22 protein-coding genes and 1 pseudogene are annotated in these 22,517 nt (G+C 72.1%); 18 read left to right on the plus strand and 5 right to left on the minus strand.

What is annotated here, in order from left to right; translation table 11 throughout:
* Positions 1 to 71 precede the first annotated feature (71 nt).
* Positions 72 to 1,259 carry a L,D-transpeptidase gene (locus ACZ5VC_RS18990; protein ID WP_469121160.1) on the minus strand — a complete coding sequence of 396 codons (1,188 nt, stop codon included), beginning with the start codon at positions 1,257 to 1,259 and terminating at the stop codon, positions 72 to 74.
* A 146-nt stretch (positions 1,260 to 1,405) separates the two neighbouring features.
* Here ACZ5VC_RS18990 and ACZ5VC_RS18995 point away from each other — a divergent pair, with 146 nt between their 5' ends.
* Entirely contained in the window at positions 1,406 to 2,008 is a 603-nt protein-coding gene (locus tag ACZ5VC_RS18995; protein WP_469121161.1) for a hypothetical protein, read from the plus strand.
* 1 nt (position 2,009) lies between these two features.
* Complete coding sequence (locus tag ACZ5VC_RS19000) at positions 2,010 to 3,269, plus strand: cytochrome P450 (protein ID WP_469121162.1); 1,260 nt, start codon at positions 2,010 to 2,012, stop codon at positions 3,267 to 3,269.
* Here ACZ5VC_RS19000 and ACZ5VC_RS19005 read toward each other — a convergent pair.
* Entirely contained in the window at positions 3,223 to 3,951 is a 729-nt protein-coding gene (locus tag ACZ5VC_RS19005; RefSeq protein ID WP_469121163.1) for a hypothetical protein, read from the minus strand. The genes ACZ5VC_RS19000 and ACZ5VC_RS19005 overlap by 47 nt on opposite strands.
* 104 nt (positions 3,952 to 4,055) lie before the next feature.
* On the opposite strand from ACZ5VC_RS19005, the gene ggt reads away from it, so the two are divergent.
* Positions 4,056 to 5,858, plus strand: a complete 1,803-nt coding sequence (ggt, locus tag ACZ5VC_RS19010; protein ID WP_469121164.1) for a gamma-glutamyltransferase — start codon at positions 4,056 to 4,058, stop codon at positions 5,856 to 5,858.
* Positions 5,859 to 5,867: 9 nt separating this feature from the next.
* On the opposite strand, the gene map is transcribed toward ggt, so the two are convergent.
* The gene (gene map, locus ACZ5VC_RS19015; protein WP_469121165.1) at positions 5,868 to 6,635 is read right to left on the minus strand and encodes a type I methionyl aminopeptidase; all 768 of its coding nucleotides are present in this window, start codon (positions 6,633 to 6,635) and stop codon (positions 5,868 to 5,870) included.
* Between the two features lie 51 nt (positions 6,636 to 6,686).
* Between map and ACZ5VC_RS19020 the strand changes: the two genes are divergently transcribed.
* Entirely contained in the window at positions 6,687 to 6,938 is a 252-nt protein-coding gene (locus tag ACZ5VC_RS19020) for a helix-turn-helix domain-containing protein (protein ID WP_469121166.1), read from the plus strand.
* Between the two features lie 30 nt (positions 6,939 to 6,968).
* Here the strand turns inward: ACZ5VC_RS19020 and ACZ5VC_RS19025 are convergent, their stop codons facing one another.
* Positions 6,969 to 7,613 (minus strand): NAD(P)-dependent oxidoreductase, encoded by a 645-nt coding sequence (locus tag ACZ5VC_RS19025; protein ID WP_469121167.1) that lies wholly within the window; start codon positions 7,611 to 7,613, stop codon positions 6,969 to 6,971.
* Positions 7,614 to 7,674: 61 nt separating this feature from the next.
* On the opposite strand from ACZ5VC_RS19025, the gene ACZ5VC_RS19030 reads away from it, so the two are divergent.
* From ACZ5VC_RS19030 to ACZ5VC_RS19095, 14 genes and pseudogenes are all read left to right on the plus strand, one after another.
* Complete coding sequence (locus ACZ5VC_RS19030; protein WP_469121168.1) at positions 7,675 to 8,040, plus strand: winged helix-turn-helix transcriptional regulator; 366 nt, start codon at positions 7,675 to 7,677, stop codon at positions 8,038 to 8,040.
* Positions 8,037 to 8,432: a PPOX class F420-dependent oxidoreductase gene (locus ACZ5VC_RS19035; RefSeq protein ID WP_469121169.1), complete on the plus strand. Its 396-nt coding sequence runs from the start codon at positions 8,037 to 8,039 to the stop codon at positions 8,430 to 8,432. The genes ACZ5VC_RS19030 and ACZ5VC_RS19035 overlap by 4 nt, the downstream gene beginning before the upstream one ends.
* A gap of 90 nt (positions 8,433 to 8,522) precedes the next feature.
* A complete protein-coding gene (locus tag ACZ5VC_RS19040; protein ID WP_469121170.1) occupies positions 8,523 to 10,016 on the plus strand; it encodes a UL36 very large tegument protein in 1,494 nt (497 codons plus the stop codon).
* A gap of 199 nt (positions 10,017 to 10,215) precedes the next feature.
* Entirely contained in the window at positions 10,216 to 11,058 is an 843-nt protein-coding gene (locus ACZ5VC_RS19045; protein WP_469121171.1) for a nitrilase-related carbon-nitrogen hydrolase, read from the plus strand.
* Positions 11,055 to 12,362, plus strand: a complete 1,308-nt coding sequence (locus tag ACZ5VC_RS19050; protein ID WP_469121172.1) for an aspartate aminotransferase family protein — start codon at positions 11,055 to 11,057, stop codon at positions 12,360 to 12,362. Before ACZ5VC_RS19045 ends, ACZ5VC_RS19050 begins: the two co-directional genes overlap by 4 nt.
* A gap of 25 nt (positions 12,363 to 12,387) precedes the next feature.
* On the plus strand, positions 12,388 to 13,791 hold the full coding sequence (gene hydA / locus ACZ5VC_RS19055; protein ID WP_469121173.1) for a dihydropyrimidinase: 1,404 nt from the start codon (positions 12,388 to 12,390) through the stop codon (positions 13,789 to 13,791).
* A 12-nt stretch (positions 13,792 to 13,803) separates the two neighbouring features.
* The gene (locus ACZ5VC_RS19060) at positions 13,804 to 14,805 is read left to right on the plus strand and encodes a TIGR03842 family LLM class F420-dependent oxidoreductase (protein ID WP_469121174.1); all 1,002 of its coding nucleotides are present in this window, start codon (positions 13,804 to 13,806) and stop codon (positions 14,803 to 14,805) included.
* A 170-nt stretch (positions 14,806 to 14,975) separates the two neighbouring features.
* A complete protein-coding gene (locus tag ACZ5VC_RS19065) occupies positions 14,976 to 16,511 on the plus strand; it encodes an NCS1 family nucleobase:cation symporter-1 (protein WP_469121175.1) in 1,536 nt (511 codons plus the stop codon).
* Between the two features lie 60 nt (positions 16,512 to 16,571).
* Positions 16,572 to 17,165, plus strand: a pseudogene (locus ACZ5VC_RS19070) (amidase family protein); the annotation flags it as partial.
* A gap of 61 nt (positions 17,166 to 17,226) precedes the next feature.
* Entirely contained in the window at positions 17,227 to 17,889 is a 663-nt protein-coding gene (locus tag ACZ5VC_RS19075) for a M15 family metallopeptidase (RefSeq protein ID WP_469121176.1), read from the plus strand.
* Between the two features lie 84 nt (positions 17,890 to 17,973).
* Positions 17,974 to 18,795, plus strand: coding sequence for an inositol monophosphatase family protein (locus ACZ5VC_RS19080; protein ID WP_469121177.1), 822 nt, complete (start codon positions 17,974 to 17,976; stop codon positions 18,793 to 18,795).
* Between the two features lie 66 nt (positions 18,796 to 18,861).
* Positions 18,862 to 20,292, plus strand: coding sequence for a phytoene desaturase family protein (locus ACZ5VC_RS19085; protein ID WP_469121178.1), 1,431 nt, complete (start codon positions 18,862 to 18,864; stop codon positions 20,290 to 20,292).
* Positions 20,289 to 20,807 (plus strand): O-acetyl-ADP-ribose deacetylase, encoded by a 519-nt coding sequence (locus tag ACZ5VC_RS19090; RefSeq protein WP_469121179.1) that lies wholly within the window; start codon positions 20,289 to 20,291, stop codon positions 20,805 to 20,807. The genes ACZ5VC_RS19085 and ACZ5VC_RS19090 overlap by 4 nt, the downstream gene beginning before the upstream one ends.
* Positions 20,808 to 21,001: 194 nt before the next feature.
* Positions 21,002 to 21,205, plus strand: coding sequence for a cold-shock protein (locus ACZ5VC_RS19095; RefSeq protein WP_468703848.1), 204 nt, complete (start codon positions 21,002 to 21,004; stop codon positions 21,203 to 21,205).
* A gap of 113 nt (positions 21,206 to 21,318) precedes the next feature.
* On the opposite strand, the gene ACZ5VC_RS19100 is transcribed toward ACZ5VC_RS19095, so the two are convergent.
* Entirely contained in the window at positions 21,319 to 22,467 is a 1,149-nt protein-coding gene (locus ACZ5VC_RS19100) for a baeRF2 domain-containing protein (protein ID WP_469121180.1), read from the minus strand.
* Positions 22,468 to 22,517: the final 50 nt, after the last annotated feature.

Consider the following 22,517-nt stretch of genomic DNA (forward strand, 5'->3'; position numbering starts at 1 on the left):
GTAACCTCATGGGCTTACTGAAGGTAACTCCCCAGTAAGTTACGCCCAGGTAACGATTATTGGACGGCGTGTCAGTGGCTTGATCCCTTCAGTGCGCTCTTCGTCTGCCACTCGGCCCAGGGCAGGTTCCACTCGCCGTATCCGTTGTTGAGCGCCTGCGTGCCCTTGGTCTCCTCGCCGGTGATCTCGAACGGATCGCCCGGCTGCACCTGGTCGTAGATCCACTTCGCGTTCGCATCGCTCATGCCGACGCAGCCGGAGCTCTTGTTGGCGCTGCCGAAGTAGGCGGAGTTCCAGGGCGCCGCGTGGGCGTACATCCCGGACCAGGTCAGCCGCATCGAGTAGTCGACCATCTTGTCGTAGGCGTCGCCCAGGCCCACCGTCTCGGAGCGCATGTTGATCGTGCCCTCCTTCGACATGAGAACGGTCCTTCCGCGCCAGGACGCCTTGTCGCCGCCGGGCGTGCCGCCCGACACCGGTACGTGCCTGATCTCCTCGCCGTCCCGCAGCAGCGTCAGCCGGTGGCTGTCCAGATCGACCTTGACGACCTGGTTCTTCCCGATGGTGAAGCCTGTCGTGTAGTCACGGACGAACCAGCCGCCGCCCGAGTCGACGCCGTTCAGCTCGGCCCTCAGCGTGACCTTCGTGCCGGACTTCCAGTACTCCTTGGGCCGCCAGTCCACGCGGTCCTTGCCCGACCAGTCCCGCATCCAGCCCCAGGAGCCGACCGTGTGGTCGGAGGTGGTGACCTTCAGCTGCTTCTCCACGTCGGCCCTGTTCCTCACCGGGTGGTCGAAGACGATCGACAGCGGCTGGGCGATCCCGACCGTGGTGTTCTTGCCCGGGGCGAGCGTCAGCTTGTTCACCTTGTCGGGTGCGGCCGTCGCGAAGTCCGCCGTGGCCGTGCCGCCCTTGTCGTCCCTGGCCTCGACCGTGTAACCGGTACCGGGCGCCGCCCTGCGCAGCGAGGTCCAGGTCCTGCCGTCGGCCGAGACCTTCCCGTCCAGCCTTCCGCCCTGCGAGTCCACCACCGTCACCTGCTGGAGCCGGCCCTCGGCCAGCGTCACCGTCACCGGCTCGCCCGCCCTGGCGCCCTTGCCCGAGAGGTTCACCGAGATCCTCGTCTCCGGCTTCGCGTCCGGGACTGCGCCGCCGGAACCGGCCCCGCCACCACCGCAAGCGGTCAGGGCCGCGGCGAGGAGCGCGGTAAGGGCCGTCGCGGCGGTACGCGGAGAGGTGCGCGGGCGTGTACGGCTCAAGGGGAACAACCTCCGAATCGTTCTCTGTCGCACAAGGAGAGGCCGAACGGGTGAGGAAGGTTGCGGGAAGCCGAGGGATTTTCGACCGCTTCTCCGTGACAAGTCCGACAGTGGCGCGCGCGGGCCCCACTCCCTAGCCTCGGGGCGTGGACAACTCGACCGGTACGTCCAAGGAATCGGTACGGCTGACCCTGCGGCTGCGCCGCGGTGTGGAACTAGTGCCCGTGGCGGCGGTCGTCGTCACGGTCGCCTGGGCCATCGCCGTCGCGGCGGCCTCGACCGGGCCCAACGGCACCCTGGCCGCCCTGGTGGTGGCCGCCGTCGGCGTCGTGATCGCCGGCATCGCCTGCACCTACGCCGGGTATGTGGTGCGCCCCCTGCGGCTCGACATCGGCCCCGACGGGCTGACGGTCCACCTGCCCACCTGGCCGGCGCGGACCGTGCCGTGGACGGCCGTCACCGGCGCCGCGGCGGTCGCGATGAGGACCGGCGGCAAGGTCCGGCAGTTCGTCGTCGTCGACCTGCGCCCCTCCGAGGGGCGGCTGCCCCGCGCCGCCCGCCCGGTGTCCATGTACCGCGAGGTCGCTCCCGTTCTCGGCCGGCCCGGCCGGCGGGGCCTGTGCTTCGAGGGCCAGATCTTCGACATCGACCCGGACGAGTGCCTGGCGGCGCTGCGCGCGCACGCCCCCGACGGCGTGCCGGTCGAGGACCGGACCGGGCATCCCGTGCCGAGCCCCGGGCAGTACTGACATGGCGGACCTGTCCGGCGCGGACGTGCCCGATGTCTTCGATCCCCGGATCTATGCGGCCGGGCTGCCGCACCCCGCCTTCCGTGAGCTGCGCGACCGGCACCCCGTGGCCTGGCAGGAGGAGTACGAAGTCCTGGGCTGGCCCGCGGGGCCGGGCTTCTGGGCCGTCACCCGCCATGCCGACGTCGTACGCGTCCTCAAGGACTCCGCGACCTACTCGTCACACCTCGGCGCCACCCAGATCCGGGACCCCGACCCGGCCGATCTGCCGTTCATCCGGCGGATGATGCTCAACCAGGACCCTCCCGGTCACGGCCGGCTGCGCCGCCTGGTCAGCCGCGCCTTCACACCGGGCCGCATCGAACGCTTCGCCGCCACCGCCCGGGTCCGCGCCCGCGAGCTGCTCACCGCGCTCCATGAGCGGGGGCCCGAGGTGGACCTGGTCACCGCCGTCACCGACGACTACGCCCTGCTCAATCTGACCGACCTGCTCGGCATCCCGGCGAGCGACCGGGGACTGCTCCTCGCGTGGACCGAGCGGGTCATCGCCTACCAGGACCCGGACGAGCCGGCCGTCCTCGGCGACGACGGCCGGCCGGTCAACCCCCGCTCACCGGCGATGCTGGCCGAGATGTTCGCGTACGCCCAGGAACTGGCCGCCCACAAACGGACCCGTCCCGGCGACGACATCATGACCGCGCTGGCCGGCTCCGAACTGCTCGACGCCGAACTGGAGATGTTCTTCTTCCTGCTCACCGTCGCGGGAAACGACACCGTACGCAGCGCCGCTCCCGGAGGGCTGCTCGCCCTGGCCGAACACCCCGGCCAGCGGCGCAGGCTCTGGGAGCGCGAGGTGGCCGTCGACACCGCCGTCGAGGAACTGCTGCGCTGGCACCCGCCCGTCCTCTCCTTCCGCCGCACCGCCACCCGCGCCACCGAACTCGCCGGCCGGCGCATCGCCGCGGGCGACAAGGTCGTCGTCTTCCATGCCTCCGCCAACTACGACGAGCGCGCCTTCACCGACCCGTACACGCTGGACCTCGGCCGTACCCCCAACCCGCACGTCTCCTTCGGCGACGGCCCGCACGTCTGCCTCGGCGCGCACTTCGCCCGGCTTCAGCTACGGGTGCTGTACGAGGAGGTCCGGGACGCCCTGCCGGGTCTGACGCTCGCCGGGCCGCCCCGCCGGCTCGTCTCCAACTTCATCCACGGCGTCAAGTCCCTGCCGGTGCTGCCGCGGGAGTCCGGGCCGCCGTGGTGACATCCGCGACCAGTTCCACCACATCCGGGCCGTACGCCTGCGAATTGACGACCTTCAGCAGCAGTACGAAGGAACCGTTGCCGTACTTCCGGGCCAGCTTCTCGTGGTGGCGGGCCAGATACCGGCTCGCCGCCTGATTGGTGATCGCGCGCTGCCCGCAGAAGAGGAAGACGGGACGGCCGCCCTCGCCGCCGGTCAGCCGCGCCAGGATCACATGCTCCGCCACTCCCCGGTCCATCCGGTAACGCTCGGAGCCGATCAGGAACGAGCCCTGGTCGGGGCCCGGCTCCACCTCCACGTTCACCTCCAGACCGGGGAGGAAGGACGAGAGGTGCGCGGCCATGCGGCGATTGGAGTACGGGCCGCCGACGCAGAACTCCGTACGGTCGCCGAAGCCCTGCTGCGCCAGGTCGTGCTGGACGATCTGGGCGTTCGCCCCGCAGTCCTTGATGAGCGCGGAGAGTTCCAGCAGCGCGAACACGTCGAAGCGGTGCACCAGGCCGTCGCTGCCGGCCTTGCGGTTGACGACGAGCAGACACTCCGAGTTCGGGGGCAGTCCGAAGAAGGCCTGCTTGCGGCGGAGTCTGCGGCGCCAGAGGTAGGTGCGCGTCAGCCAGCCGAGGGAGGCGCTGACGCCGGTGGCCAGCACCCCGAGGACGACATTGCGCAGGTCTTCGTTCATGGGCGCGCATGGTAGCGGGCGAACGGACCGGTGTTCGAGGCGGTCCTGACGAGCGCCCCGGGCTGAAGTTAGGCTGCGCGGACGGTCGTTGACTGGAGGTACGGATGCGTCGTTCCGCTGCTCGGAATGTGTCGGTTCTCGCCGTCGCCGCGACGGTGCTCTCGGTGGGCGCCGCGGCCCCGCCGGCGGCCACGGAACCACCCGTCAAGGAACCGGTGGCGGCCGGCTACGGAGGAGCGGTCGCGAGCGTGGACGCGGACGCGTCGGCCGCCGGTATCGAGGTGCTGCGGCGTGGCGGCAACGCCGTGGACGCGGCGGTCGCCACGGCGGCGGCCCTCGGGGTCACCGAGCCGTACTCGGCGGGCATCGGCGGTGGCGGCTACTTCGTCTACTACGACGCGAGGACGCGCAAGGTCCACACCATCGACGGCCGGGAGACCGCGCCGCGCACGGCGGACGCGACGCTCTTCCAGGAGAACGGCAAGGCGATCCCGTTCGAGGAGGGCCAGACCAGCGGGCTCGGTGTGGGCACCCCCGGCACCCCGGCCACCTGGCAGAGCGCGCTCGACGCCTGGGGCACCCGGCCGCTGCGGCAGCTGCTGAAGCCCGCCGAGCGACTGGCCGAGAACGGCTTCACCGTCGACGCCACCTTCCGTGCGCAGACCCAGGCCAACGAGGCGCGCTTCCGGGACTTCCCCGACACGGCGGAGCTGTTCCTTCCGGGCGGACAACTGCCGGTGGTCGGATCGGTGTTCAAGAACCCCGATCTCGCCCGCACCTACCGCACGCTCGGCACGTCCGGCGCCGGCGCGCTCTACCGGGGCGACCTGGCGCGCGACATCGTCGACACCGTGCGCAGGCCTCCGGTACGGGACGGGGCGACCCGGATCGTACGGGCGGGGGACCTCACGGAGCGGGACCTCGCCGCCTACCGCACCAAGCGACAGGCGCCGACCCGGGTCTCGTACCGGGGTCTGGACGTCTACGGCATGGCCCCCTCGTCGTCCGGCGGCACCAGCGTCGGCGAGGCCCTCAACATCCTGGAGCGCACCCGCCTGTCCAATGCGTCGAACGCCCAGTACCTGCACCGCTACATCGAGGCGAGCCGGATCGCCTTCGCGGACCGCGGGCGCTGGGTCGGCGACCCGGCCTTCGAGGACGTCCCCACGAGGGAACTGCTCTCGCAGCGGTTCGCCGACGCGCGGGAGTGCCTGATCCGTGACGACAAGGCGCTGACCAGCCCGCTGGCCCCGGGCGACCCGCGCCACCCCGACCGGTGCGCGGCCGGCGGCAGGGGCGCCCCGACCACTTACGAGGGCGAGAACACCACACATCTGACGGCCGCCGACCGGTGGGGCAACGTCGTCGCCTACACGCTGACGATCGAGTCGACCGGTGGCAGCGGGATCACCGTCCCGGGCCGGGGCTTCCTGCTCAACAACGAGCTCACCGACTTCTCCTTCGCCCCCGCCGACCCGGCGGTCCACGACCCGAACCTGCCGGGCCCGGGCAAGCGCCCGCGCTCCTCGATGTCCCCGACCATCGTCCTCGACGCGCACGCGAAGCCGGTCCTGGCGCTCGGCTCCCCGGGCGGCTCGACCATCATCACCACCGTGCTCCAGACCCTGACGGGCCACCTGGACCGGGGACTGCCCCTGGTCGAGGCGATCGCCGCGCCCCGCGCCAGCCAGCGCAACCAGACCACCACGGAGCTCGAACCGGGCCTCTGGAACAGTCCGTTGAAGCAGGAGCTGGAGTCCTTGGGTCACGCCTTCAGGCAGAACCCGGAGATCGGCGCGGCGACAGGCGTCCAGCGCCTGCCCGACGGTCGCTGGCTCGCGGCGGCGGAGAAGGTGCGCAGGGGCGGCGGCTCGGCGATGGTGGTGCACCCGGCGGGCCGGCCGTAGCGGAGGCCGTTACGGGGCGGTGAGGATGCGGGGGCCGTCGTGGGTGATCGCCACCGTGTGCTCGGTGTGGGCCGCGCGACTGCCGTCGAGCGTACGGACCGTCCAGCCGTCGCGGGCCGTGTAGTGGTCGTCGCCGCCGCCCGCGATCAGCATCGGCTCGATGGCCAGCACCATGCCGTGGCGCAGCGGCATCCCGCGGCCCGGGCGGCCCTCGTTGGGCACGCCCGGGTCCTCGTGCATCGTGCGGCCCACGCCGTGACCGCCGTAGCCGTCGGGGATGCCGTACCCGGCGGTGCGGCAGACCCGCCCGACGGCGTGGGCGATGTCGCCGATCCGGTTGCCGACGACGGCTGCGGCGATGCCCGCCTCCAGGGCGGCGCGGGCGGTGTCGATCAGCCGGGTGTCCTCGGGGCGGGCGCGGCCCACCGTGAAACTGATGGCCGCGTCGCCGACCCAGCCGTCGAGGACGGCGCCGCAGTCGACGCTGACCAGGTCGCCGTCGCCGAGCCGGAGGTCGTCCGGGATGCCGTGCACGATCGCGTCGTTGACGGAGACGCAGACGACCGCGGGGAACGGGACCGGGGCCCACTCCGGGTGGTAGTCGAGGAAGGGCGAGCCCGCGCCCGCCTCACGCAGGACGCCACGGGCCGCCTCGTCGAGGGCGCGCAGAGGAACACCGGGAGCCGCCGCGTCACGGGCGGCGGCGAGGGCATGGGCGACGATCCGTCCGGAGGCCCGCATGGCGTCCAGGGCGGCGTCGGTCTTGATTTCCACCATGCCAATTACTATACCGGTCCAGGAAGGGGTGAGCGGTATTAGAATGACGGCATGGTTCGTACGCCCCTGACCCCCGAAGAGCGCGAACGCGGCGAGCGGCTCGGCCGGTTGCTGCGCGAGGCGCGCGGTAGGCGGAGCATGGTGGAGGTCGCCGCGGCCGCCGGGCTCTCCGCCGAGACCCTCCGCAAGATCGAGACCGGCCGCGCCCCGACCCCCGCCTTCTTCACCGTCGCGGCGGTGGCGGGGGTACTGGGGCTGTCCCTGGACGAACTCCTCGTACGGGCTGCCCTCCAGCCCGTCTAGACCCGGGACGGCCGAACCCGGACCGATGTTCTAGACCGAGACGGCCAACTGGACGCGGCTGTGGCGCGGTGTCTCGATCTCGTCCAGCAGAGCCACGGCGAGGTCCGCGTGCCCGATCCGGCCCTGGCCGTCCAGGACCGTCCCGATCGCCGTCCGGTAGGCGCCGGTGGGCTCGGCCTCCGCGTTGAGGTCCAGCGGCGGCACGACCATCAGCCAGTCGAGCTCCGGCCCCGCCGTGCCCAGCAGCTCGAACTCCGCGACATGGCCCTGGGCGAACGACCGCCACGCCTCGGGGAAGTCCGGCGCGTCCATGATCCGCACGCCCGGCGCCGTCTCCAGCGTCGTCGCGATGCCCAGCGTCAGCAGCCGCCGGACGCCCGCCTGCGCCAGCCCCTCCATCAGGGCCTTGGCCGCCGCCGTGAAGTACTCCTCCGACGGGATGTCGAGCCGCGCCGACGCGTTCAGCGCCGCGCCGTGGCCCGCTGCCAGTGCCGCCACCGACGCCGGATCGGTCACGTCCCCCCGTAGGACCCTGACGCGGTCGCCGCCCAGATCCTGGTGCTTGGCGGAGTCGCGGACCACCGCCGTCACCCGGTGGCCACGGGCCACCGCCTCCGCCACGGCCGCCCGGCCGACCCGTCCACCCGCTCCGAAAATGATGATGTCGTTGCTCATGGAGGGAAGTTAGAACGGGGGTGCCTGGTTACTTCAACGGTACTGGGCTAGCGTCGGACGGATGAGCGAGTTCTTGGACGAGGGAATGTTCGACGACCCCGACTGCGCGGACCGGGCACAGCCGTTCCGGGTCGGCGACAAGTGGACCGGGATGGTGCTGCGCGTCCTGGAGGGCGGCCCCCGCCGGTTCTCCGAGCTGCGCGTCCCGCTGCACTGGATCACCCCCAAGGTCCTCACCGAGACGCTCCGCTCGATGGAGCGCAACGGGTTCCTCACCCGGACCGTCCACGACGAGAACCCGCCACGGGTCGAGTACGCGCTCACCGAACTCGGCCGCTCCCTGCTCGGTCCGCTGGACACCGCCTGCGACTGGGCCCGCGCCCACGTCTCGCAGATCGTCGAGGCCAGGGCGGTGTACGAGGCGTGATTCCCGAGGAGCTGCGGCGCGGCCGCTATGTCAGTCTCACGACCTTCCGCAAGAACGGGACGCCGGTCGCCACGCCCGTGTGGTTCGCGGTGGAGGGCGACGGCGGTGAGGCCGACCGTCTGATCGTGTGGACCCGGTCCGACTCCTGGAAGGTCAAGCGGCTGCGCAACGACCCGCGCGTCGTCGTCACCCCCTGCGACGTGCGCGGCCGCACAGCGGAGGGCGCGCCGAGCGCCGAGGGCACCGCGCGGCTGATGGAGGGCTCAGAGATGAGGGCCGTGCGGCGGCTGCTGGCCCGCAAGTACACCTGGCAGTTCTGGCTCGTCGACGTGCCGGCGGCGATCGCACGGCGCGGGGCCCGGCCGCACACCGGGATCGCCGTGAAGTTCTGAGACGAAAACTCCCTGTAGCCGTGGCGTAACACGCCTGGGGTCGAATGCCTGCGGACCGGAAGACTCCAGTCGAGCGGGGCAGGGGCAGGGATGGCGGAGCATCAACTCCCGTCGGAGATGGACGCGTTCGCGCGCTGTCTGCGAGAACTGGCGAGCCTGCTGGACCCGGGAGGCGGCTGGTACGGAGTCTTCGCGGCCCGTGATCCGCACGGGCTGCGGGCCTGCTTCGAGGGGGCCGAGATCCTTCCGTGGGACGTCGTCGAGGCGCTGCTGCAGGACCTCGCGGAAAGACGGGGCACGCCGGCCGCGGAGGCCTGGGCGGCCCGGGCCCGTACCCTCCACACGGCGGCGGCCGCGGCCCACGACCGTCGCCCGGGTGGTCGCGAGGCGCTGCGTGAACGGCTGGATCTGATGGAACGGGAGCGGGCGCGCGCGGCGTCCCGGGCCGAGGAGCTGACCGCCCTGCTGGCGGTGGCGCCGGCCGGCGCCGGGGCCACGCGGCTGACCCATGACCTGGCCTGGGCCCACGACGACGGGGCCCGCGCGAGCGCCCGCGTCGAGGAGCTGCGGGAGCGCTTGACGGCGCTGCCGGGGGAGGGCTCTGTGGCCGACGGCGGGTGGCCCCGGCCGGCGGAGCATTGCGGCGAGGGGGTGGAGGCTCCCGGGCGGGCCGCGTCCGGCGCGGTGCCCGAGGACGGGTACGCCCCGCCGGGGCGGTCGGCGCCCGGTCGGCCCGAGCGCACCCCGCCCGCGGACCGGTTCCGTCCGGACGGCTCGGGGAGCGGCGGCTTCGCGCGGGCGACGCCCGCCTCCGGTGACGAGCCCGCCCCCGGCAGCCCGAGTGAGCGCGGACCCCGTCGCCGCGTCAGCGCCAAGCGGCGGCCCCGGGGGGCTCGGTACGCATGGCTCGAGGAAGGGGACGACCAGGGGGCCGTACCCGTGCCCCAGGGGGCGCCCGGGACGGCGGTGGCAGGGGTGGCACCGAAGGGGGCGCGGTTCGGAGGCGGCGCGCAGGTGGCGCCGCAGGCCCCCGCTCCCGCCCCCGACCCGGCCGCCGCCCGTCGCGCCGCGGCGACGATCGTCGGCACGCTCGTACAGCTGCGGGCCGAGGGGCGCGGCGGGGAGGCGCACGCGGTGCTCTGCGAGGCCGCCGCCGGGGACCCCCTGTCCCTTCCGGCGCTCGCCCACGAGCTGCACCGCGCCGGGCTCGGCGCGGACTGGGGCACCCTGCTGTGGGAGGCGGCCTCGCTGCCGCCCGAGCGGCTCGCCGCCGTCGCCGGGGCGCTCGCCGACGCGGGACGGGCCGACGACGCCGGGCAGTTGCTGCGCCAGGGCATCGCCCGGACCGCCGAGGAGATCGCCGAAGCCGTCCTGGCCCTGGCCGCGGGGGGCCGGGAGCGTGAGGCCCGCGGTCTGCTTTCGGCCTTCGTGCGGACGCGTACGCCCGAGGACAGCGCCCGGCTCGCCGCCGCCGACCCCCACCGTCTCGTCCCGCAACTGCTCGACGCCGCCCGTGAGGTGTCCCCGCCGCGCGAGCGGGACCTCGTTCACGCACTGCGCGTCGCGGGACTTCTCTCCGCCTGAGGGTTACGCAGGGCCTCACGGAGGCTACTGAGGGTTGCCTTATGTGTCCGATGTGGACCACTCGGGTATGAAACATGATCGACTCCGCTGGTTCACGGCGGCGGTCTTGCTCCGCGTTGTGACGGGGCTTACGTTCTCCTCCTACGCACCGCGTCTACGTGCGTAGAGGCTCTCTGACGCCGTGCCGAAGGAGCAGCTCATGGCCACTGTCGTACGCGCCGCCCTCGTCCAGGCGACCTGGACCGGCGACACCGAATCCATGATCGCCAAGCATGAGGAGCACGCCCGCGAGGCGGCCCGCCAGGGCGCCAAGGTCATCGGTTTCCAAGAGGTGTTCAACGCGCCGTACTTCTGCCAGGTGCAGGAGCCGGAGCACTACCGCTGGGCCGAGCCCGTTCCCGACGGCCCGACCGTCAGCCGCATGAGGGAGCTCGCCCGCGAGACCGGCATGGTGATCGTCGTCCCCGTCTTCGAGGTCGAGGACGCGGGCTTCTACTACAACACCGCGGCCGTGATCGACGCCGACGGCACCTACCTCGGCAAGTACCGCAAGCACCACATCCCCCAGGTGAGGGGCTTCTGGGAGAAGTACTACTTCAGGCCGGGCAACGCGGGCTGGCCCGTCTTCGACACCGCCGTCGGCAAGGTGGGCGTCTACATCTGCTACGACCGCCACTTCCCGGAGGGCTGGCGCCAACTGGGCCTCAACGGGGCGCAGTTGGTCTACAACCCCTCCGCGACCTCCCGTGGACTCTCCGGCCACCTCTGGCAGCTGGAGCAGCCGGCCGCCGCCGTCGCCAACGAGTACTTCGTCGCCGCGATCAACCGCGTCGGCCAGGAGGAGTACGGCGACAACGACTTCTACGGCACGAGCTACTTCGTCGACCCGCGCGGCCAGTTCGTCGGCGACGTGGCCTCCGACAAGGCGGAGGAACTCCTCGTCCGCGACCTCGACTTCGACCTCATCGAGGACGTGCGCCGGCAGTGGGCCTTCTACCGGGACCGCCGCCCCGACGCCTACGACGGGCTGGTGCAGCCGTGACACCTCTGCCCCCGCCCGACACAGGCGCCGCCCTCTACGACCGCCACCGCGCCGTCCTCCCCGACTGGGTCGCCCTCTACTACAAGCAGCCCATCGAGATCACCCACGGCGAGGGCCGCCACGTCTGGGACGCCGACGGCAACAAGTACCTCGACTTCTTCGGCGGCATCCTCACCACGATGACCGCCCACGCCCTGCCCGAGGTCACCAAGGCGGTGAGCGACCAGGCCGGGCGGATCATCCACTCCTCCACGCTCTACCTCAACCGCCCGATGGTCGAACTCGCCGAGCGCGTCGCGACCCTCTCCCGCATCCCGGACGCCCGCGTCTTCTTCACCACCTCGGGCACCGAGGCCAACGACACGGCGCTCCTCCTCGCGACCGCGTACCGCCGCTCCAACCAGATCCTGGCGATGCGCAACAGCTACCACGGCCGTTCCTTCAGCGCGGTCGGCATCACCGGCAACCGCGCCTGGTCCCCGACGAGCCTTTCCCCGCTCCAGACGCTGTACGTCCACGGCGGTGTCCGCACCCGGGGCCCGTACGCGCACCTCTCGGACGCCCGGTTCATCGAGGCGTGCGTCGCGGACCTGGAGGACCTGCTCGGCCACACCCGTGACATCGCCGCGCTGATCGCCGAGCCCATCCAGGGCGTCGGCGGTTTCACCTCCCCGCCGGACGGTCTCTACGCGGCCTTCCGCGAGGTCCTCCAGCGCCACGGCATCCTGTGGATCGCCGACGAGGTGCAGACGGGCTGGGGCCGCACCGGCGACCACTTCTGGGGCTGGCAGGCGCACGCCGCGAGCGGCCCGCCCGACATCCTCACCTTCGCCAAGGGCATCGGCAACGGCATGTCCATCGGCGGGGTCGTCGCCCGCGCCGAACTCATGAACTGTCTCGACGCCAACTCCATCTCCACGTTCGGCGGCTCCCCGGTCACCATGGCCGCCGGTCTCGCCAACCTCTCGTACCTCCTCGAGCACGACCTCCAGGGCAACGCCCGCCGCGTCGGGGGTCTGCTCATCGAGCGGCTGCGTGCCATCGGCGCCGGGGTCGAATGCGTACGGGAAGTGCGCGGCCGTGGACTGATGATCGGCATGGAGCTGGTGAAGCCCGGCACCGACGAGCCCCATCCCGAGGCCGCCGCCGCGGTCCTGGAGGCGGCCCGCGAAGGCGGCCTGCTCATCGGCAAGGGAGGCGGCCACAGCACCACCGCCCTGCGGATCGCCCCGCCCCTCTCGCTCACCGTCGCCGAGGCCGAAGAGGGCGCCGCGATCCTCGAACGAGCCCTGTGGACCGTCTAGTTCGCCTCAATCCAGGGGGAGACCCGTGAGCACCCGCACCCTGATCCGCGGCGGTCTCGTCATCACCGCCGCGGACGAACTCCACGCCGACGTCCTCATCGAGGAAGGCCGGATCGCCGCCCTCGCCGCGCACGGCTCCGACGCCGCCGCCTCCTGGACCGCGGACCGGACCATCGACGCCACCGACAAGTACGTCATCCCGGGCGGCGTCGACGCCCACACCCATATGGAGCTGCCCTTCGGCGGCACCGCCGCGTCCGACACGTTCGAGACCGGGACCCGCGCCGCCGCCTGGGGCGGCACCACCACCATCGTCGACTTCGCCGTGCAGAGCGTCGGCCACTCCGTGCGCGAAGGGCTCGACGCCTGGTACGCCAAGGCCGACGGCAACTGCGCCATCGACTACGGCTTCCACATGATCCTCTCCGACGTGAACGAGTCCTCGCTCAAGGAGATGGACCTGCTGGTCCAGGAGGGCATCACCTCCTTCAAGCTCTTCATGGCCTACCCCGGCGTCTTCTACAGCGACGACGGCCGGATCCTGCGCGCCATGCAGCGGTCCGCGTCCAACGGCGGGCTCATCATGATGCACGCCGAGAACGGCATCGCCATCGACGTCCTCGTCGAACAGGCCCTGGCTCGCGGCGAGACCGACCCCCGCTTCCACGGCGAGGTGCGCAAGGTCCTCCTGGAGGCCGAGGCCACCCACCGAGCCATCCAGCTCGCCCGGGTCGCCGGGGCGCCCCTCTACGTCGTGCACGTGTCGGCGGAGGAGGCCGTCGCCGAACTCGCCGCGGCCCGCGACAAGGGCCTTCCCGTCTTCGGCGAGACCTGCCCCCAGTACCTCTTCCTCTCCACCGACAACCTCGCGGAGCCCGACTTCGAAGGCGCCAAGTACGTCTGCTCGACACCCCTGCGGCCGAGGGAGCACCAGGCGGCGCTCTGGCGCGGCCTGCGCACCAACGACCTCCAGGTCGTCTCCACCGACCACTGCCCCTTCTGCTTCACGGGCCAGAAGGAGCTCGGCCGCGGCGACTTCTCGAAGATCCCCAACGGTCTGCCGGGCGTCGAGAACCGGATGGACCTGCTCCACCAGGCCGTCGTCGACGGCCACATCGGCCGCCGCCGCTGGATCGAGATCGCCTGCGCCACCCCGGCCCGGATGTTCGGCCTCTACCCGAAGAAGGGCACGATCGCGCCCGGCGCCGACGCCGACGTCGTCATCTACGACCCTCATGTCCAGCAGACCCTCTCGGCCACCACCCACCACATGAACGTCGACTACTCGGCGTACGAGGGCAAGACCGTCACCGGCCAGGTGGAGACGGTCCTCTCGCGCGGCGAAACCGTCATCGACCGGCGGCAGTTCACCGGACGCGCCGGCCATGGCTGCTTCACCCCCCGTGCCACCTGCCAGTATCTGAACTAGGAGGTCCCCGACGTGGACTTCGGACTCGTCCTGCAGACCGACCCGCCGGCCTCGGCGGTCGTCGGTCTGATGCGGCGCGCGGAACGCAACGGCTTCCGCTACGGCTGGACCTTCGACTCGGCCGTGCTCTGGCAGGAACCCTTCGTCATCTACAGCCGGATCCTGGAACACACCACGAAGATGACCATCGGCCCGATGGTCACCAACCCGGGCACCAGGACCTGGGAGGTCACCGCCTCCACCTTCGCCACCCTCAACGACATGTACGGCAACCGGACGGTGTGCGGGATCGGCCGGGGCGACTCCGCGATGCGCGTCGCCGGCCGCAAGCCCAACACCCTGGCCCGGCTCGGCGAGGCGATCGGCGTCATCCGCGACCTCGCCGAGGGCCGCGAGGCCGTCGTCGACGGGCAGCCCCTGCGGCTGCCCTGGGTGAGGGACGGAAAGCTGCCGGTGTGGATGGCGGCCTACGGGCCCAAGGCACTGGCGCTGGCCGGGCAGAAGGCCGACGGGTTCATCCTCCAGCTCGCCGACCCCTTCCTGACGGAGTGGATGGTCAAGGCCGTACGGTCCGCGGCGGCCGACGCCGGGCGGGACCCCGACTCGATCACCATCTGCGTCGCCGCGCCCGCGTACGTCGGCGACGACCTCGCGCACGCCCGCGAACAGTGCCGGTGGTTCGGCGGAATGGTCGGCAACCACGTCGCGGACCTCGTCTCCCGGTACGGCGAGCACTCCGGGCTGGTGCCCGAGGCCCTCACCGCGTACATCAAGGCCCGCGAGGGGTACGACTACAGCCACCACGGCCGCGCCGACAACCCGTCCACGAGCTTCGTGCCCGACGAGATCGTCGACCGCTTCTGCCTGCTGGGGCCGCCCGCCGCGCACATCGAGCGGCTGAAGGCGCTGCGGGAGATGGGCGTCGACCAGTTCGCGGTGTACGCCATGCACGACGCACGGGAGGCCGTGATCGACGCGTACGGCGAAGAGATCATCCCTGCGCTCAACCGCTGAACCCCCGGGGCCAGGGCCCCGGCCCGGCAAATCCGCTGCTCTCCCACCCCAGCAGCTCCGGTCCCACCAGCAACGCCCCCCCCACGCCGGACCTGCCACGCCCAACCCCCCACGCCGAACCCCCTGCCCGCACGGCCTCGTTCCGTCCCCGAACGAAGGGTTCCGCCGTCATGAACACCACCGTCCCACCGGGCCCCTCCCAGGTGTCCGACCCGCAGGGCCGCGTCGAGCTCGTCCCCGGCGCGGCGCCGGCCGACAGCCGCTTCGTGAACGACGACCTGCTGCCCGTGCCGGTGGCCCGCCGCCGCTGGACCACGTACAACTTCGCCGCGCTCTGGGTCGGCATGGCCCACAACATCCCGTCCTGGCTGCTCGCCTCGGGGCTCGTCGCCCTGGGCATGGACTGGAAACAGGCGGTGTTCACCATCGGCCTGGCCAATGTCGTCGTCCTGGTGCCGATGCTGCTCACCGGCCACGCGGGCCCCAAGTACGGCATTCCGTTCCCCGTCCTGGCCCGGGCGTCGTTCGGGCTGCGCGGCGCCAATCTGCCGGCGCTGATCCGGGCCGGTGTGGCCTGCGCGTGGTTCGGCATCCAGACCTGGATCGGCGGGCAGGGCATCTTCGTGCTGCTGGGCAAGATCTTCGGCGGCTGGGCGGAGGTCTCGCGGATCGGCGGTCAGCCGTGGACCCTGTGGCTGTGCTTCCTGATCTTCTGGGTGCTCGAACTGGCCATCATCTACCGGGGGATGGAGGCGCTGCGGCGCTTCGAGAACTGGGCCGCGCCCTTCGTCATCGTCGGCGCGCTGGCCCTGCTGGTGTGGATCGCGGTCAAGGCGGGCGGTCTCGGGCCGCTGCTCGACCAGCCGTCGAAGCTGGGCTGGGGCGCCGACTTCTGGCCGGTCTTCTTCCCCTCGCTGATGGGAATGATCGCCTTCTGGTCGACGCTCTCGCTCAACATCCCCGACTTCACCCGCTTCGGGGCCGGGCAGCGGGCGCAGATCTGGGGGCAGACCCTCGGGTTGCCCACCACGATGACGCTCTTCGCCCTGCTCTCGGTCTTCGTGACCTCGGGCTCGCAGGCGGTGTACGGGGCGGCGGTCTGGGACCCGGTCCAGCTGGCCGCGAAGACCGACAACGTCTTCGGGCTGCTCTTCGCGCTGGTGACCGTGCTCGTCGCGACGATCTCGGTGAACATCGCGGCGAACGTCGTCTCTCCCGCGTACGACCTCGCCAACCTCGCGCCGAAGATCGTCAACTTCCGCAGGGGCGCGCTCATCACGGGTGTCGTGGGTGTGCTGATAATGCCGTGGAAGCTGACGCAGACACCCGAGCTGTACATCTTCACCTGGCTCGGACTGGTCGGCGGACTGCTCGGCACGGTCGCCGGCATTCTCATCGCCGACTACTGGATCGTCCGCCGGACCGCCCTCGACCTGGGGGACCTCTACCGGGCCGGGGGCCGCTACTGGTACGTGGGCGGCTGGAACCCGCGCGCGGTCGCCGCCTTCGCGGTGGGCGGTGTCCTCGCCATCGGTGGCTCGCACTCGGCACCGGGCAAGGGACCCTTCCCCGCCGAGGGGCTCGTTCCGTTCCTGAAGCCGCTCGCCGACTACGGCTGGGCCGTGGGACTCGCGGCGTCGCTGGTGCTGTACGTGGCGCTGACGGCCGTCGGCCGATCGGCTGGCAGCGAGGTTACGCACGAGTAATGTCCCTGTCGTTCGTGGCGACGACAGGGAAGCGGGGCGGCCGTGGCCGACGACGAGTTCATGGGACTGGCCGAGCAGGCAAGGAGGTTGGCTGACGGAGAGGTCTCGTCCGCCGCCCTCGTCGCCGCGTCGCTCCACCGGATCGAGGCCACCCGGACCACTCTCAACGCCTTCCGGCTCGTACGCGCCGAGGAGGCCACGCGGGAGGCCGAGGAGGCCGACCGGAGGCTGGCGGCGGGGGAGAGGCTGCCGCTGCTCGGCGTGCCCGTCGCCGTCAAGGACGACACCGATGTGGCCGGTCTGCCCACCGCCTTCGGCTGCGCCGGAGACCTTCCACCGGCCGCCGCCGACGGCGAGGTGTTCCGCCGGCTGCGCGCGGCGGGAGCCGTCGTCGTGGGCAGGACCAACTCGTGCGAGCTCGGCCAGTGGCCGTTCACCGAGGGCCCCGCCTTCGGCGCCACCCGCAACCCCTGGTCCGTCGAACACACCCCGGGCGGCTCCTCGGGCGGTTCGGCCGCCGCCGTCGCGGCCGGGCTCGTGCCCGCCGCGCTCGGCTCGGACGGCGCCGGCTCCATCCGCATTCCCGCCGCCTGGACCCATCTCGTCGGCATCAAACCGCATCGGGGCAGGGTCTCCGTCCACCCGTACACCGAGGGCGGGGCGGCGTGGCTGACGACGAGGGGCCAGGTCCGGCATCTGGATCTAGTGTGAAAAGGTGCAGCACGACCTCCGAGGTGTCGCGGCAGCTCTGGCCCTGCCCCTGGCGCTGGTCTCCGCCCTCGCCCGCCCCGCGGCGGCCGAGGCCCGCGCACCCGGTCTCGACGCCCTCGCCGGCGCGGTTCCCGCGGCGAAGCTCGGGTCGTCCTACCGCCCGGGCTGCCCCGTCCCGCCGGGTGATCTCCGACTGATCTCCATGAACCACTGGGGCTTCGACGGCGCCGTCCACCGCGGCGAGCTGATCGTCCACAAGAACGTGGTGACACCCGTCCTCTCCGTCTTCGACAAGGCCTTCGCCGAGCACTTCCCCATCCGCCGGATGAAGGTCGTCGCGGAGTACGGCAGCAGCGACCCCGCCTCGATGGCCGCCGACAACACCTCCGCCTTCAACTGCCGTCAGGTGACCGGCGATCCGCGCCGCATCTCCCAGCACGCGTACGGCGACGCCATCGACATCAACCCGCTGGAGAACCCGTACGTCGATCTGAACGGGAAGGTGCATCCCGCCGCCGGCGAGCGGTATCTGGAACGGGACCAGGACGTCATGGGCATGACCCAGCCCGGGGACGTGATCACCACGGCGTTCGCCGCGATCGACTGGCTGTGGGGCGGCCGCTGGCCCGCGCCCGACTATCAGCACTTCTCCTCCAACGGCCGCTGACCGGAACACCGGGCGACGGGGGAGTTACGGACCGGGGAACCCAACGCACCCCGCGTTGTCAGCGGTCCGTGCTTAGCTGGACGCATGATCGAAGACTTCCTTGCCGGTGATCTGTCCGACGTCGAGGAGGCGGTCCGCAAGGCGGCCGCCGCCGAGATCATGCCGCGATACCGGCAGCTCGCCGCGCACGAGATCGTCGAGAAGAACGGCCCGCACGACCTGGTGACGGTCGCCGACCGCGCTGCCGAGGAGCATCTGACCGCCTCACTCACCGCGCTGCTCCCGGGCTCCGTGGTGGTCGGCGAGGAGGCCGTCCACGCCGACCCGGCGGTCTACGCGGCGCTGGGCGGGGAGGCCCCCGTCTGGATCGTCGACCCGGTCGACGGCACCCGGCAGTTCGTCCACGGCGAGCCGGGCTTCTGCTCGCTCGTGGCGCTCGCGCAGGGCGGCGAGATGCTGGCCTCCTGGACGTACGCGCCCGCGCTGGAGGAGATGGCGATCGCGATACGCGGCGGAGGGGCGCGGCTGAACGGCGAGCCGATACGGGCCGGGGCGCCGGCCCCCGGCGCGGTCCTGGAGGTCGCGATGTCCCATCCCGACTACACCACCCCCGACCAGAAGCGGGCACTGCTGGGGCTGAACGTCGACGGCGTCCGGGCCCGCCCCTGCGGCTCGGCGGGCCTGGAGTACCTGAGCGTGGCCCGGGGCGCGCTGGACGCGGTCGCGTTCTCCTGGGAGTACGCCTGGGACCACGCGGCGGGCCTGCTCCTGGTCGAGGAGGCCGGGGGCGCGCAGAGCACGGTCGCGGGCGTGCCCTTCCGCGTCACGGGCGGCAACACCCTGCCGTTCACGGCGGCGCGCGACGCCTCCACGATGAGGCGCGTCCGCGAACTGCTGACGGGGTGACGGGTACCGCCTCCCCGGCGGAATATCCTGGGAACCCTGGCCGTCGGCTGACGAAGGAGTCCGAAGGTGCCGTCGATGTTCGATGCCGTCGTCGTGGGGGCGGGGCCCAATGGACTCACCGCCGCCGTCGAACTGGCCCGCCGAGGGTTCTCCGTCGCCGTGTTCGAGGCGCGGGACACCGTGGGCGGCGGCGCCAGGACCGAGGAGCTGACGCTGCCCGGCTTCCGCCACGACCCTTGTTCCGCGGTCCATCCCCTCGGTGTCGGCTCGCCCGCGTTCAAGGCGCTGCCGCTCGACCGGTACGGCCTGGAGTGGCTGCACGCGCGACTGCCCATGGCGCACCCCTTCGACGACGGGACCGCCGCCGTGCTCTCGCGCTCCGTCGCCGAGACGGCGGCCTCGTTCGGGCCGCGCGACGCGGGCGCGTACCGGCGCCTCGTGGCCCCGTATCTCGGCAAGTGGGACACCCTCGCCCGGGACTTCATGTCGCTGCCGCTCACCGCGCTGCCCCGTGACCCGGTCACCCTGGCCCGGTTCGGCATCGACGGACTGCCCCCGTACGGCTGGCTGATGCGCCGGTTCCGGGACGAGAGGGCGCGGGCCCTGTTCGCGGGGCTCGTCGCGCATGTCATCGCACCGCTGAACGGTCTCGCCACCGGCGCCGTGGGACTCATGTTCGCGCTGGCGGCCCACGCCGGCGGCTGGCCCATGCCGCGCGGCGGCTCACAGTCCGTCTCCGACGCCCTCGCCGCGTACCTGAAGGACCTCGGCGGCGTCGTCCACACCGACTTCGAGGTGAAGCGCCTCGACGACCTTCCGCCCGCCCGTGCGTACGTTTTCGACACCTCCCCGACCGCTCTCGCGCGGATCGCCGGCTTCGGCGGGGCCTACGACCGGTACCGCTACGGCGCGAGCGTCTTCAAGATCGACTACGCCCTGGACGGCCCGGTGCCGTGGACCGCCGAGGAGCCCCGTCACGCCGGGACCGTGCAGATCGGCCCCACGAGCGCCGAGATCGGCGCCGCCCTGGACCAGGCGTCCAGCGGGACGCCGCCCAGGACGCCCTTCCTGATCGCCGCTCAGCCCAGCCTCGTGGACCCGTCCCGCGCCCCCGAGGGGAAGCACGTGTTCTGGGCGTACGGGCATGTCCCGCACGCCTGGAACGGCGACCTCACCGAGGCCATCGAGCGGCAGATCGAGCGGTTCGCCCCCGGCTTCCGGGACCGCGTGCTGGCCCGCGCCACCGCCGGCCCGCCCGAGCTGGCCGCGCGCAACGCCAACTACGTGGGCGGTGACATCGCCTGCGGCGCGGCGACCGGCCTCCAGCTGATCCTGCGCCCCCGGATCTCGCTCTTCCCGTACAACACCCCGCACCCGGCGGTCTTCCTCTGCTCCTCGGCGACCCCGCCCGGCCCCGGCGTGCACGGCATGTCCGGCCACAACGCGGCGAAGGCGGTGTGGCGCCATCTGCGCGCCACCGACGGAGGCAGGCGATGACCACGCCCACGATCACCCTGGTCCGCGGTGACATCACCGACCAGCGCGTCGACGCCATCGTCAACGCCGCGAACTCCTCGCTGCTCGGTGGCGGCGGCGTCGACGGCGCGATCCACCGCCGAGGGGGCCCCGAGATCCTCGCCGACTGCCGCAGGCTCCGCGCCTCCCACTACGGACGCGGTCTGGCGACCGGCCGGGCCGTCGCCACCACCGCGGGCCGCCTCCACGCCCAGTGGGTGATCCACACCGTCGGTCCGGTCCACAGCACCACCGAGGACCGCTCGGACCTGCTGGCGTCCTGCTACCGCGAATCACTGCGCGTGGCGGGTGAGCTGGGCGCCACGTCCGTCGCCTTCCCGGCGATCTCGACCGGGATCTACGGCTGGCCCATGGACGACGGCGCGCGGATCGCCGTCCGTACGGTCCGTGACGCGGCGCCGCCGTCCGTCACCGATGTGCGGTTCGTGCTCTTCGACGAGAAGGCGTACGAGACGTTCGCGGGCCACCTCGGCTGACCCGTCGGCGCCGCCCGGCGAGGGCCGCTTCCGGATGCCCGGGAGAGTGCCCGGAAGGGTGTCCTGAATCTTCAGGTATCACTCGTGTTGAGACACCATGGGAGTGTCTGCAGCACCCGGACCCTGGAGGCCATGACGATCGGATCGGAAACGCACGAAGCGGGACTCGCTCCCGTCCCAAGAAGGAGATCAGCATGGCTACCGGCACAGTGAAGTGGTTCAACGCGGAGAAGGGCTTCGGCTTCATCGCCCAGGACGGTGGCGGCCCGGACGTGTTCGTCCACTACTCGGCCATCGCCACCACCGGGTACCGCGAACTGAACGAGGGCCAGCAGGTCCAGTTCGATGTCGTTCAGGGCCCGAAGGGGCCGCAGGCGGAGAACGTCACCCCCGCCTGACCGGCTCGCCGCGCCACGCCCCGCGTAGGAGGTCCACGCGGGGCGTTCGCGTCAGCGGCGCGGTGGAACGGGTGGCGCGGGCGGCCGGCTCACACCGGCCACCGCTCTGCGGCTCACACCGTCCACCGCAGTACCGCCCCGAGGCCGCCCGCCGGGCCGTTCATGCCGGCCGGGACCACGAGGACCTCGCTGTCGGCCGCCGCGGCGGCCCGCAGCAGAGCGTCGTCCGCTCGGGCCCGCTCGGGCTTGGCGACACCCATCGCCTGCGCCTCGCCGCGCTGCACCGCCACCTCGTCGACCCCGGGCCCGATCCACACCTCTCGGCCCGCGTCGGACGCGTTCTGGGCGAGCAGCAGCGTCGCGACCTGATGGCTGCGCGCGGCGTCCACGACCGCGGGGACGCCCTCGGCCGCTTGCCCGGGCCCGGTGTCCACCGAGGCCTCGCGGTGTTCGCCGGGCCGGCCACGGCCCATCCGGAACCGCTCGAGGGCGCCCTCGATCCGGTCGTAGGTGACCCGCGCGCAGACCTGCTCGATCTGCCGGTCCAGCGCGCTGTTCGAGGAACCCGGCGACCTGCTGCCGCTCTCCAGCTCCACGGTGGCTGCCTGGACGCGCTCGGGCAGCCGGTTGTAGACGGCCCTGCGCTCGCGGGAGTCGCCGGTCAGGACGAGCAGCTCCGCGCCGCACTCGGGCCACTGCTTGGTGATCTCGTCCGCGATGATCTCGGCGGTCTCGCTCCAGCTGTTCTCGACCTTGTTGCGGTAGTGCCATTCGTACCGGTCGCCGGGAATGCTGCGGTGCCCGCGGCCCCTCCACTCCTTGCCGTCCGCCTTGCCCATGTGCTCGCGGTGGTGCGCGTCGCGCAGCTCCAGATCGGCGCCGGTGCGGTCGATGTAGGCCACCAGGCACGCCGGCCCGTCGTCCTTGAGGTCGGCGAGCGGAGAGACGTGCGGCAGGGTCGACCAGGTCGCCTCGACGGCGGGCGGGCTCACCGCCAGTGGGACGTCGAGCACGACCTCGGCGCCGGAGGCGAACAGCGCGCGGCCGGGGGGCGCCCCGGAGACGGGTTCGTGAGCGAGCCGCTCGACGACCGCCCTGACCGTGTACGCGTCGGCGCCGGCGTCGATGAGCTGGGACGCGACCGAGCGCTCCCGCAACTGCTGCACCTTCACCGCGTCCTCCGTCGCGCGTGAGGTGTCGATATAGACCGACGCCCAGGGACCTGGCCGGGCGAAGAGCGGTTTCAGAAAGCCAAGTTCCATGATGAGACCCCCAGGCTCGTGGCTTGCGGATATATCCAGGTTAGGACTGA

The sequence above is a fragment of the Streptomyces sp. NPDC033174 genome, assembly GCF_055577795.1.